This window comes from Streptomyces sp. NBC_00154 (assembly GCF_026342835.1).
In the GTDB taxonomy this organism is placed as follows: Bacteria; Actinomycetota; Actinomycetes; order Streptomycetales; family Streptomycetaceae; genus Streptomyces.
Genome location: NZ_JAPEMI010000002.1, coordinates 1,408,082 through 1,419,860, shown reverse-complemented (window position 1 = coordinate 1,419,860; position 11,779 = coordinate 1,408,082). Strand labels below are relative to the sequence as shown.

10 protein-coding genes and 1 pseudogene are annotated in these 11,779 nt (G+C 71.4%); 8 read left to right on the top strand and 3 right to left on the bottom strand.

Going from position 1 to position 11,779, the window contains the following annotated elements; genetic code table 11:
• Window positions 1–65: 65 nt before the first annotated feature.
• Window positions 66–407, bottom strand: a complete 342-nt coding sequence (locus OHA03_RS43070; RefSeq protein ID WP_267009363.1) for a DUF6299 family protein — start codon at window positions 405–407, stop codon at window positions 66–68.
• A 3-nt stretch (window positions 408–410) separates the two neighbouring features.
• Between OHA03_RS43070 and OHA03_RS43065 the strand changes: the two genes are divergently transcribed.
• Window positions 411–749 carry a hypothetical protein gene (locus tag OHA03_RS43065; RefSeq protein ID WP_267009362.1) on the top strand — a complete coding sequence of 113 codons (339 nt, stop codon included), beginning with the start codon at window positions 411–413 and terminating at the stop codon, window positions 747–749.
• Window positions 750–914: 165 nt separating this feature from the next.
• On the opposite strand, the gene OHA03_RS43060 is transcribed toward OHA03_RS43065, so the two are convergent.
• Window positions 915–2,213, bottom strand: a complete 1,299-nt coding sequence (locus OHA03_RS43060; protein ID WP_267009361.1) for an MFS transporter — start codon at window positions 2,211–2,213, stop codon at window positions 915–917.
• 369 nt (window positions 2,214–2,582) lie between these two features.
• Here OHA03_RS43060 and OHA03_RS43055 point away from each other — a divergent pair, with 369 nt between their 5' ends.
• Complete coding sequence (locus OHA03_RS43055; protein WP_267009360.1) at window positions 2,583–3,908, top strand: PP2C family protein-serine/threonine phosphatase; 1,326 nt, start codon at window positions 2,583–2,585, stop codon at window positions 3,906–3,908.
• Window positions 3,909–4,107: 199 nt separating this feature from the next.
• On the opposite strand, the gene OHA03_RS43050 is transcribed toward OHA03_RS43055, so the two are convergent.
• On the bottom strand, window positions 4,108–5,097 hold the full coding sequence (locus OHA03_RS43050) for a LacI family DNA-binding transcriptional regulator (protein ID WP_267009672.1): 990 nt from the start codon (window positions 5,095–5,097) through the stop codon (window positions 4,108–4,110).
• Between the two features lie 211 nt (window positions 5,098–5,308).
• On the opposite strand from OHA03_RS43050, the gene iolC reads away from it, so the two are divergent.
• The 6 genes and pseudogenes from iolC to OHA03_RS43020 all read left to right on the top strand — a co-directional run bounded on the left by iolC (window position 5,309) and on the right by OHA03_RS43020 (window position 11,753).
• Window positions 5,309–6,253, top strand: coding sequence for a 5-dehydro-2-deoxygluconokinase (gene iolC / locus OHA03_RS43045; RefSeq protein WP_267009359.1), 945 nt, complete (start codon window positions 5,309–5,311; stop codon window positions 6,251–6,253).
• Window positions 6,247–7,128: an aldolase gene (locus OHA03_RS43040; RefSeq protein WP_267009358.1), complete on the top strand. Its 882-nt coding sequence runs from the start codon at window positions 6,247–6,249 to the stop codon at window positions 7,126–7,128. Before iolC ends, OHA03_RS43040 begins: the two co-directional genes overlap by 7 nt.
• A complete protein-coding gene (gene iolB, locus OHA03_RS43035) occupies window positions 7,125–7,985 on the top strand; it encodes a 5-deoxy-glucuronate isomerase (RefSeq protein WP_267009357.1) in 861 nt (286 codons plus the stop codon). The genes OHA03_RS43040 and iolB overlap by 4 nt, the downstream gene beginning before the upstream one ends.
• Complete coding sequence (gene iolD, locus OHA03_RS43030; RefSeq protein WP_267009356.1) at window positions 7,982–9,838, top strand: 3D-(3,5/4)-trihydroxycyclohexane-1,2-dione acylhydrolase (decyclizing); 1,857 nt, start codon at window positions 7,982–7,984, stop codon at window positions 9,836–9,838. The genes iolB and iolD overlap by 4 nt, the downstream gene beginning before the upstream one ends.
• A 33-nt stretch (window positions 9,839–9,871) precedes the next feature.
• Window positions 9,872–10,746, top strand: a pseudogene (locus tag OHA03_RS43025) (aldehyde dehydrogenase family protein).
• Window positions 10,747–10,811: 65 nt separating this feature from the next.
• The gene (locus OHA03_RS43020) at window positions 10,812–11,753 is read left to right on the top strand and encodes a TIM barrel protein (protein ID WP_267009355.1); all 942 of its coding nucleotides are present in this window, start codon (window positions 10,812–10,814) and stop codon (window positions 11,751–11,753) included.
• Window positions 11,754–11,779 lie beyond the last annotated feature (26 nt).

Below are 11,779 nucleotides of genomic sequence, written 5' to 3'. Positions count from 1 at the left end.
GCGCCGGCTGCGATCTGTGCGTCCCCCGCGGCCCGCTTCCGGTAGCGCACGATCGGCCGGGCCCGTCAGCCCTTCGCGGGACGCAGCTCGATCTCGTGTCGGTCGGTCACGATGATGCGTGGCATGGGCAGGCCACTTCTCGTGTCCAGGTGCACGAGGGTCGCTTCTACCTCGGCCGGCCCCGGTGCCACTGGGGCTCCGTGCACGGGCTTGTCCTGGTTCACCCACGTGTGTTCGACGCCGTCGCACGTTGCTGCCGTACCGCCGATGCCGTGCCGCACTTCGCCGGCCCGCACCGTGGAAGACACGAAGACCGGCCCGGGACCCGACAACGGCGAACAGCGATAGGTGCCAGAGAGGGTGACAGTTCCGTCCGTGGAAACCGTCCCGGTCGCGGCGGCGGACACTGCTTGAACATCAGCGGCACCGACCGGACCCGCGGCTGCTGTCAGAAGAGCGCCGCCGATTGCCACGACGCCGGCGGCAACAAGACTTCCTCGCACTTGCTGATCTCCTTGATCGTAAGAACCTTCCTGCAGCTCAACGAGATGCCCCGGGGGTGGAAACGACGACGGGAGCAGTTGCAGCGCGCAATACGCCACCTGGCCGTAGCCATACGAGACCAGAGCCGGCACGAGCGGCTACGCCTGGGCGAAGTCTCCGGTGCCCGCACCGCGGGGCGAGCGACCGCGCGCCACAGGCTCGCCGAGGTGACCAGCTTGCTCGCGCCCGGCGACCGCAGCCGCTGAGACGGGTACCAAAGCCCCTGCAGTCTGCTCGGCCGGATCCCCGCAAGAGCCGGCGCCCAGCGCGACGCGGCTGGATTCGACTTGCGCAGCTCGCCGGGATCGTCCGGCCGGCTCTCCTCGCCCATGCCGTATGCGTAGGCCTCAGCGACGACCCTGCGCTCACCATCAACGCTTAACACCGGGGGCAGGCGCGGGTCCAGGAACATCGCGCATGTGGCGGAGCGGGGAGAAGAACACGAACCAGCCGGCCGCCCAGGAACCGATGAACGCCAGCCAGAGTGTGGGCCGCACCCCGATCAGTGTGCCGAGTGCCCCGCCAAGGATGCCGCCGAGCGGCAGTGTGCCCCACACGACCCAGCGCACGGCCGCGTTCATCCGGCCCATCAGCTCCGGTGGTGTCACCGACTGCCGATAGCTGAGCTGCGCGACGTTGTACACCATCCCGGAGAAGTACGCGATGCCCCAGCCCAGCGGGAACAGCAGCACCCCCCAGCCTCGCCAGGCGGCCGCCGCAATGACCTGCGGCGCGCTGAACACCAGCATCGACACCCAGATGATCCGCGCCGAGCCGATCCTCTTGGCGAGCCGGCCTGCGAACAGTCCCCCGGCGATCCCGCCGACAGCCGAGCCCGCCACTACCAACCCGATCAGCCCGGGACGCACATGCAGTACCCGGACGAGGAAAATCATCGCCAGCGCCGAACTCATGCCGCTGAACAGGTTCGCGGTGCCCGTGCACGCCACGACCCTCCGCAATATCTTGTGCCCGACGACGAATCTCAATCCCTCGGCGATCCGGCTCCGCAACGTCTCGCCCTCGCGCCGCGCGGGCGGCGGCTCCTCGCGCGTCCTGATTCCGGATATCGAGAAGACCGAGATCGCGTAGGAGATCGCGTCGGCCGTCATCGCCCCCGCGGCGCCGAACGTCGCGACCAGTCCCCCACCCAGGCTGGGTCCCCCGAGTTGCGCGAACGCCTGGGTGGTCCCCAGCTTGCCGTTGGCGTCCATCCGGAGATCGGCGGGGACCAGCGACGGCACATAACTCTGGTACGAGACGTCGAAGAACACCGTGCACACGCCGGCTGTCACGGCGACGGTGTAGAGCTGCGTCATCGTCAGGTTGCCGAGGGCAGCCACCACCGGGACCGAGCCGATGATCAGCAGCCGGAGAATGTTGCAGATGATCATGATGGAGCGTTTGGAGCCCCGGTCCACGAGCGCGCCTGCGGGCAGCGCGATCACCGCGAACGCCGCTGTGGTGGCGGCGGTCAGCAGCCCTACCTCAAACGTGCTCGCCTTGAGCGCGACGACCGCAACGAGCGGCAGTGCGATCTGGGTGACCGCCGAGCCCATCTCGCTTACCGTCTGACCGCTCCACAGCAGCATGAAATCCCGCTGCCGCCACAGGCTCGGACCATCGGTCTCCGACCCGACATCCTGCAGATCCTTCGCCACTTCCGTCACAGCACCAACTCCACTCTCAGACCCACGGCTCGCACTATGCCGCTGATCACCAACACGCCGACACGATGCTCTCGGTTCTCACCGACATCTCCCGGCGCCTCGTGGGGCTGCTTCGGCTCGGCAGGCGGGTACACGGACACTGCGGGCTCCTCCGTCAGAAGCTCTTTCTGAACCCGGAGCGTCGGGGGGCGGTGGCCGACTCGGGGCGATAGACAGGAGGGACGACCGACAGCGAGCCGACTATTGGCGGCCCGGGACAGGCTCAGCCCGAGCGGTGTGACCTGTGTGGGACCCCCATACCGGTGAGTGAGGGTGAGTTATGCACGCCCGCCAGGTAGGACGGCTTGTGCGGCGGCATCGGGAGAACCCATGGAACGTAACCAACCGCAACCTTCGAACATCGCTGGCCTACATGACTTCCTGGACCACCAGCTCGACCAGATCTCAGCGCAGCTCCAGGGGCTGGCCCGGACCAAGGACCGGTTGCAGGCGCTGCTGGACGCGGTCATGGCAGTCAGTCGGGAGTTGGAGCTGCCAGTGGTGCTGGAGCGGATCGTCACGGCTGCCATGGACCTGGTCCAGGCCCGCTATGGTGCGCTGGGCGTCCTCGATGAGCAGGGCACGGGCCTGGCGCACTTCATCCCCGTGGGGCTGAGCGAGCAGGAACGGGCTGCCCTCGGCGGTATCGATTTTCCGCGCGGGCGAGGTCTGCTCGGGACCCTGATCCGCCGTCCCGAACCGCTCCGGGTCCAGGAGATTTCCTCCCATCCGCATTCCGCGGGGTTCCCGCCCGGTCACCCGCCGATGTGCAGCTTCCTCGGGGTAGCGATCAGCGTCCGGGGCGAGGTCTACGGGGACCTTTACTTGGCCGACCGGCGTGACGGGGAGCCCTTCGATGCGTACGACGAGGACATCGTCGTTGCACTTGCCGGGGCCGCCGGAGTGGCCATCGAAAACGCGCGCCTGTTCGAGCATGCCCGAGCAGGCAGTGAGCTGTTCCAGCGTCTGCTGCTGCCGACGCTGCCCGACCTGCGACCGTATGAGGGCGCCGCCGTCTATCGGCCGGCGACCACCCCGGCACGGGTCGGCGGTGACTGGTACGACGCCTTTCTGCTCCCGGACCGGGCATGCGCAGCCGTCATCGGCGATGTCTGCGGCCATGACCTGAATGCTGCGGCAGCCATGGCCCAGACCCGGAACATGCTGCGCGCCCTTGTCTACGACCGCCGCACCCCGCCCAGCGCAGTCCTCACGCAGCTTGACCGCACTCTGCACGCCATCACCAACAACCCCCTCACCACCGCCTGCCTGGCCCGCATCGAACCCGAAGGCTCCGCCTGGACCCTGCGCTGGAGCAGCGCAGGCCATCTCCCGCCCCTGCTCATCACCCCCGGTCAGCGGCCGAAATACTTGCATGTCGATCCCGGGCTCCCTCTCGGAGTGGACGCCGACCAACCCCGCTCTGACCACACCCACCCACTCTCCGCCGGCTCCACCGTGGTCTTCTTCACCGACGGACTGGTCGAGCACCCCCAGCGCCCCATCGACGCCGGCCTCGACGCCCTCGCCCGAGCCGCGGCCACCCACGGCGGCCTGTCCCACAACGACCTCTGCCAGGCCCTTGTCGACCACCACCCCAGCGACGGCCACGACGACATGGCCATCCTCGCCCTGCGCACGCCCCTGCCGACATAGCCCCTCCGCCGATGCGATCGAGGACGACCTCACCGGCGACGACTTCGATACCCTGGAGCTCTCCACCATCCTGAGAAGCTTGCGAACCTCGGGTCGGCGGCGCCCAGCCCGTCTAGCTAGTGCCGTCCACCCCCCACGCCACCGCCTGCCGCGTCTCCGCACGCCGGCGGGGTGTGGCTGTGCGACGGGAGACCATTCCTCACGCCCCCGGCGGCGGCCCCGTCGTCCCGCGCACCATCAGCCGCGGTTCCAGCACCAGTTCGCGCGGCGGCTCCGACGCCGCGTCCTCCAGCCGCTCCACCGCGAAGCTGACCGCCTGCGCGGCCTGAGCCGCGGCGTCCTGGCGGACCGTGGTCAGGTCGATGTGCGACAGATGGGAGAGGTAGCTGTCGTCGAAACCCGCGACCGAGATGTCCCCCGGCACCTCCAGCCCCGCGCCTGCGAGGCTGTGCAGCAGGCCGACGGCGCAGCGGTCGTTGGCCGCGAGAACCGCGGTGGGTCGGGCGTCCTCCATGGCCAGCAGTCGCCCGGCGGCGATGCCCGCCTCCTCGGTATGTCCGCCGGGAATGACCCGGATCTCGTCGGCCAGGCCGTGACGACGCATCGCGGCACGATAGGCGCGGCGGCGCTCCGCGGAGCCGGCGCCCCGGCCGCCGTCGATATGGGCGATACGGCGGTGGCCGAGGGTGACGAAGTGGTCGATGACCTGGCGTACGCCCTTGCCCTCCGCCGTACGGACGCTGTCCGCGCCGCTGCCCGGCACGTCCGCGCCCACCACGACCAGGGCGGAGCTGCGCCGCGCCAGTTCGCCGAGGAAGGCGGCGTCCGATTCGGGACCGAGCAGGATCAACGCCTCGCAGCGGTGGCTGAGCAGCGCCTCGGCGGCCGTGCGCTCGTCGCGCCCCGGGGCGCGGGCCGACAGCAGCACGTCGTACTCCAGGCGCTCCGCCTCCGGGTAGATCGCCTCGACCAGGTCGGCATGGAAGGGATGGTGCAGGGTCAGCAGCACGCCGATGGTGCGGCTGCGGCCGCGGGCCAGCAGCCGGGCGGCGCTGTCCGGCTGGTAGCCCAGCTCGTCGGCTGCCCGCAGGACGCGCTGCCGGGTCTGCTCGCTGGCGCCCGGCCGGTTGCGGAAGACCAGGGAGACCAGGGCGCGCGAGACACCCGCCCGGGCGGCCACATCCACCATGGTGGGGCGCTTCTGGTCGGTTCCTGCCAACGCTTCGCTCCTGTCCTGTCGCGCTCTGGCCGTCGTCCTGACGGTGCGGTCCTTCGCGTCTGCTCCCGCGCGGGAACGCACTTCCTCGTCCGGCCGCCGCCCGCACTCTTGACATCCCGGCGCTACGGGATCATGGTACTCGCATCTAGCGCGCTCTAGTAGAGCGCGACAGGAGGGTTTCATGGCACTGGATGTGCTGACGATGGGGCGGGGCGGCGTGGACATCTACCCGCTGCAGAGCGGCGTCGGCCTGGCGGAGGTCACCTCGTTCGCCAACTACCTCGGCGGCAGCCCGACGAACGTCGCCGTGGCGGCGGCCCGCTACGGGCGCGCCGCCGCCGTCGTCACGAAGACGGGGGCGGACCCCTTCGGCGAGTTCGTCCGCGCGGCCCTCACGGGCTACGGCGTGGACACCGCCCATGTGGGCGTCTCCCCGGGGCTGCCGACGCCGGTGACGTTCTGCGAGATCTTCCCTCCGGACCACTTCCCGCTGTACTTCTACCGCTTCCCCAAGGCTCCGGATCTGGACATCACGCCCGAGGAGCTGGACCTGGACGCGATCCGCTCGGCAAGGGTGTTCTGGATGACCGGCACCGGGCTGTGCGAGGAGCCGAGCCGAGCCGCCACTCTGGCCGCACTGCGGGCGCGCGGGCGGAGGGCGCACACGGTCTTCGACCTGGACTGGCGCCCGATGTTCTGGACCACCCCGCCCCGGGCCTGGTACGAGGAGGCCCTGGCGCACGCGACCGTCGCCGTCGGCAACATCGACGAGTGCGAGGTCGCCACCGGCGAGCGGGACCCGTATGCCGCGGCCCGAGCGCTGCTGGCCACGGGCGTGGAGCTGGCCGTCGTCAAGCAGGGACCGCGCGGTGTGCTGGCCGTGCATCGGGACGGCACCGCGGTGGAGCAGCCGCCGGTGCCGGTGGATGTGGTCAACGGCCTCGGTGCCGGCGACGCGTTCGGCGGTGCGCTGGTGCACGGCCTACTGGCCGGCTGGGAACTGGACCACATCATCGCGTTCGCCAACGCGGCCGGCGCCCATGTGGCCGGACAGCTCGCCTGCTCGGACGCCATGCCCACCGAGACCGAGGTCGCGGAGCGGCTGAAGGCGGCCGGCACATGGTGAGGGGGCGGATCCGGGAGCTGACCTCGCTGCGGGTGCGGGATCCGGAGGCGGTGGCCACGGCGGCCGCGGCCCGGAGGCGGGCCAAGTCCCCGCTGGGAGACACCGGGCGGGCAATGGTCATCGCCGCCGACCATCCGGCCCGCGGGGCGACGGCGGTGGGCGGCGACGCGCTGGCCATGGCGGACCGTGCCGAGCTGCTGCGGCGGCTGTGCGTCGCACTGGAGCGGCCCGGGGTGACGGGGGTGCTGGGCACCGCCGACATCCTGGAGGACCTGCTGCTGCTCGGGGTACTGGACGACAAGTGCGTGTTCGGGTCGATGAACCGGGGCGGACTGGCCGGCTCGGTCTTCGAGATCGACGACCGGTTCACCGGCTACGACGCGCACACCATCGCCGAACTCCGCTTCGACGGCGGCAAGATGCTCACTCGCGTCGCCCTCGACGATCCGGCCACCGCCGGCGTGCTGCAGAACTCGGCCCGGGCAGTCGACGAGCTGGCCGAGCGGCGGCTGCTGGCCATGGTGGAGCCGTTCCTGTCCCACTGGGAGGACGGCCGGGTGCGCAACGACCTGTCGCCCGACGCGGTCGTCCGCTCGGTGGCCATTGCTTCCGGTCTCGGCCGGCGCAGCGCCTACACATGGCTGAAGCTGCCGGTGGTCGACGACATGGAGCGGGTACTGGCTGCGACCACCCTGCCGGTGCTGCTGCTCGGCGGCGATCCGGGCGACGCAGATGGGGAGCGGGTGGCGCGCGCCAAGTGGTGGCGGGCGCTGCGGCTGCCCGGGGTGCAGGGGTTGGTGGTGGGCCGTTCGCTGCTCTATCCGGCGGACGGCGATGTGGCGGGAGCGGTGGACAGGGCGGTGGGGCTGCTGTGAGCACGAAATATCTGCAAGCGGATACCGCGGCCTCCGGGCCGTACCGGACGGTGATCACGCCGAAGTCGGCGGGGTGGGGCTACTCGGGCCTGCGGATCCTTCAACTGGCGCCGGGCCAGGAGCACGTCTTCGGCACCGGTGACGCGGAGCATCTGGTGCTGCCCCTGTCCGGCGGCTGCACGGTGACCGTCGACGGCGCGTCGTACGAACTGAAGGGGCGCGACGGCGTGTTCGGCGCTCCCACCGACTTCCTATACCTGCCCCGGGACGGCGAGGCCCGCGTGACCAGCCGCAACGGCGGCCGCTTCGCGCTACCCTCCGCCCGCTGCGAGCGGCGCCTCCCGGTGCGTTACGGCCCGGCGGAGGAGGTGCCCGTGGAACTGCGCGGGGCCGGCAGCTGCAGCAGGCAGGTCCACAACTACTGCCTGCCGCAGACCTTCGACGCCGACCGGCTGCTGGTGTGCGAGGTGCTGACGCCGGGCGGCAACTGGTCGTCGTACCCGCCGCACAAGCACGACGAGGCGCGGCCGGGCGAGGAGAGCGAGCTCGAGGAGATCTACTACTTCGAGGTGGCGGACGGGGGCCTGGCCTATCAGCGGGTGTACGGCTCCCCCGAGCGGCCCGTCGACGTGCTCCAGGAGGTGCGCAGCGGCGACACGGTGCTGATTCCGCACGGCTGGCACGGGCCGTCCATGGCTGTGCCCGGCTACGACCTGTTCTACCTCAACGTGATGGCGGGGCCCGGCCCCGAACGCGCCTGGCTGATCTGCGACGACCCGGCGCACGGCTGGATCCGTACCACCTGGGAGGACCAGCCCACCGATCCGCGGCTGCCGTTCGGAGGGACGACGAGATGAGACTGACCACCGGCCAGGCACTGGTGCGCTTCCTGGCGAACCAGTTCAGCGAGCGCGACGGTCGTGAGCGGCGGCTGATCGACGGCGTGTGGGGGATCTTCGGCCACGGCAACGTGGCGGGGATCGGGCAGGCGCTGCTGCAGTACCCCGACGAGCTGCCGTACTTCCTCGCCCGCAACGAGCAGGCGATGGTGCACACCGCCGCCGCCTACGCCAAGATGAACGACCGGCTGGCGACCTACGCCTGCACCTCCTCCATCGGTCCCGGCGCCACCAACATGGTCACCGGCGCCGCGCTGGCCACCGTCAACCGGCTGCCGGTGTTGCTGCTGCCCGGCGACACCTTCGCCACCCGCGTCGCCGACCCCGTGCTGCAGCAGCTGGAGGATCCGCGCCAGGGCGATGTCTCGGTGAACGACGCGCTGCGGCCGGTGTCGAAGTACTTCGACCGGATCGAGCGCCCCGAGCAGCTGATCCCGGCCGCCCTGGCCGCGATGCGGGTGCTCACCGACCCGGTGGAGACCGGCGCGGTTACGCTGTGCCTGCCGCAGGACGTGCAGACGGAGGCCTTCGACTGGCCGGAGGACTTCTTCCGCCGCCGGGTCTGGCACGTGGGCCGGCCGCAGCCCGAACCCGACGCGCTGACGCGCGCGGTGGCGCTGCTCCGGCAGGCCGAGCGGCCGCTGATCGTCGCGGGCGGCGGTGTGGTGTACGCGCAGGCGTGGCCGCAGTTGCGGGAGTTCGCCGAGGCGACGGGCATCCCGGTGGCGGACACGCACGCCGGCAAGGGCGCGATCCCGTGGGACCACCCGTGCGCGGTGGGCGGCCTCGGCTCGACCGGCACCAGCGCCGCCAACGCGCTGGCCGCCGAGGCGGACGTGGTCCTCGGCATCGGCACCCGCTACAGCGACTTCACCACCGCCAGCCGGACGGTCTTCGCCTACCCGCAGGTGCGGTTCGTCAACCTCAACGTGGCCCGGCTCGACGCCGTCAAGCACGCCGCCGAACCCCTGGTGGCCGACGCCCGGGCGGGCCTGGAGGCGCTGACCCGCAAGCTGGCGGACTGGCGCACGGACGAGGCGTACCGGGCCCGCGTGCGGGAGCTGGCCGCCGACTGGCGGCGGGCCACCGACCACGCCTACCACCTGGGCCACGGCCCGCTGCCCGCGCAGACCGAGATCCTGGGCGCGCTGAACGAACTCCTCGACGACCGGGACGTGGTGATCAACGCGGCCGGCTCGATGCCGGGCGATCTGCAGGCGCTGTGGCGGGCGCGCGATCCGAAGGCGTACCACGTGGAGTACGCGTACTCCTGCATGGGTTACGAGATCGCCGCCGGGGTCGGCGCCAAGCTGGCCGCCCCCGACCGCGAGGTGGTGGTGCTGGTCGGCGACGGCTCGTATCTGATGATGTGCCAGGAGCTGGTCACCGCCGTCTCGGAGGGGCTGAAGCTGACGGTGGTGCTGGTCGACAACGGCGGTTTCGCCTCGATCGGCGCGCTGTCGGAGTCCCTCGGCTCGCAGCGCTTCGGCACCCGCTACCGCTTCCGCGACGAGAAGACCGGGCGGCTGGACGGCGGCGTGCTGCCGGTGGATCTGGCGGCGAACGCGGCGAGCCTGGGCGCGCGGGTGCTGAGCGCGGGCAGCGTTCCCGAGTTCCGTGCGGCGCTGTTGGAGGCCAGGGCCGACGACCGCACGACGGTCGTGCATGTCACCACGGACCATCTCAGCCCCGGTCCGCCGAGCTCCGCCTGGTGGGACGTGCCGGTGGCGGAGGTCGCGGAGCTGGACTCCACCCGGCAGGCACACGCCTCGTACGAGACCGCCAAGCGGGCGCAGCGGCCGTATCTGTGATCCGTACCGACTGAACAGCGAAACGAGAACCCCTTGCACACCATCGAGCGCTGGATAGCCGGCTCCCCCGCCGCAGGCTGCGGCAGCCGCACCGCCCCCGTCTTCGACCCGGCGACCGGACGGCAGCGGGCGAGCGTGCTGCTGGCGGAGCCGGCCGACGTGGACGCGGCGGTCACCGCCGCGTCCAAGGCCTTCGACAGCTGGAGCGAGAGCTCCCTCAGCACCCGGATGCGGGTCATGTTCGCTTCCGTGAGCTGCTCGTACGGCATGAGGACGAGCTGGCCCGGATCATCTCCGCCGAGCACGGCAAGGTGCTGGACGACGCGCGCGGCAAGGTGGTGCGCGGGCGGGAGGTCGTGGAGTTCGCGTGCGGGGCCGCTGGTCAGCCAGGCCGCACGGGAGCGGGTGGAGGGCGCCGTCGCCTCGGCGGCGCGGCAGGGCGCGGTCGTCGTGGTGGACGGGCGGGGGCTGACGGTGCCGGGGGGCACGAGGACGGGTTCTTCACCGGCCCGTCGCTGCTCGACCGTGTCACGCCCGGCATGGACGCCTACCGCGAGGAGATCTTCGGCCCCGTCCTCGCCGTCGTACGCGTCGCCACCGTCGACGCCGCCATCGAGCTGGTCAACGCCAACCCGTACGGCAACGGCACCGCCCTGTTCACCGGCGACGACGGCGCGGCGCGGCGGTTCCAGCGCGGGGTGCAGGTCGGGATGATCGGCGTCAATGTGCCGGTGCCGGTGCCGATGGCCGGCTACTCCTTCGGCGGCTGCAAGGACTCCCTCATCGGCGACAGCCCGATCCACGGCCCGGAGGGCGTGCGCTTCTACACCCGGCCGAAGGTCGTCACCACCCGCTGGCCGGACGGGGGCGGCCCGCGCGCCACCTTCGCGTTCCCGACGTCCACCTGAGACCGCCGAGACGGCTGCGACCGCTGAACCCGCCCGTATCTCCCAGACCCCTGAAAGGCCATACCGTGAGCACCGCATCGACCCCCCGCGCCACCGCGGGCAACCTCTGCCTCGGCTCCGCGCCCGACTCCTGGGGCGTGTGGTTCGCCGAGGACGAGCACCAGGTCCCCTACACCCGCTTCCTCGACGAACTCGTCCAGGCCGGCTATCGCTGGCTGGAGCTCGGCCCGTACGGCTACCTCCCCGTCGACCCGCGGCGCCTGGCCGACGAGCTGACCGCCCGCGGACTGCAGGTCTCCGGCGGCACCGTCTTCGGCGCGCTGCACCGGCCCGAGCAGTGGGACGAGATGCTGGCGGGCGCCCGCCGGGTGGCCGAGCTGACCGCCGCCGCGGGCGCGCACCACCTGGTGTTCATCCCGCCGCTGTACCGGGACGAGAAGACCGGCTCCTTCACCGAGTCCCCCGAGCTGACCGCCGCACAGTGGGACCTGGTCGGCGGCGCGGCGGACCGGCTGGGGAAGATCCTGCTGGAGGAATTCGACGTACGCCTCGTCGTCCACCCGCACGCCGACAGCCACATCCAGACCCAGCCGGAGATCGAGCGCTTCCTGAACGCCTCCGACTCCCGCTACGCCAACCTCTGCCTGGACACCGGGCACGTCGCCTACGGCCGCGGCGACAACCTCGATCTGATCCGCCGGTATGCCGAGCGCATCGGCTACGTCCACATCAAGCAGATGGACGCGGAGATCCTCGCCCAGGTCGAGGCGGAGGACCTGTCCTTCAGCGAGGCCGTCAGGCGCGGCGTGTGCGTGGAGCCGCCGGCCGGGGTGCCGAACCCGGCGGACATCGTCGCCGCGCTGTCGGAGCTCGACGCGGAGCTGTTCGTCATCGTCGAGCAGGACCTGTACCCCTGCGCCCCGGAGGTGCCGCTGCCGATCGCGGTGCGCACCCGCGAGTATCTGAACGGCGCCGGGCTGTCGGGGACCCGGCGCCCCAACCGCTAGCCCGCAAGCCCGCCCCTGTCCCGCCC

Coding starts and splice junctions, on each gene's coding strand:
- OHA03_RS43055 (WP_267009360.1), top strand. CDS start 2,583: ATGGAACGTAACCAACCGCAACCTTCGAACATCGCTGGCCTACATGAC.
- OHA03_RS43050 (WP_267009672.1), bottom strand. CDS start 5,097: ATGGTGGATGTGGCCGCCCGGGCGGGTGTCTCGCGCGCCCTGGTCTCC.
- iolC (WP_267009359.1), top strand. CDS start 5,309: ATGGCACTGGATGTGCTGACGATGGGGCGGGGCGGCGTGGACATCTAC.
- OHA03_RS43040 (WP_267009358.1), top strand. CDS start 6,247: ATGGTGAGGGGGCGGATCCGGGAGCTGACCTCGCTGCGGGTGCGGGAT.
- iolD (WP_267009356.1), top strand. CDS start 7,982: ATGAGACTGACCACCGGCCAGGCACTGGTGCGCTTCCTGGCGAACCAG.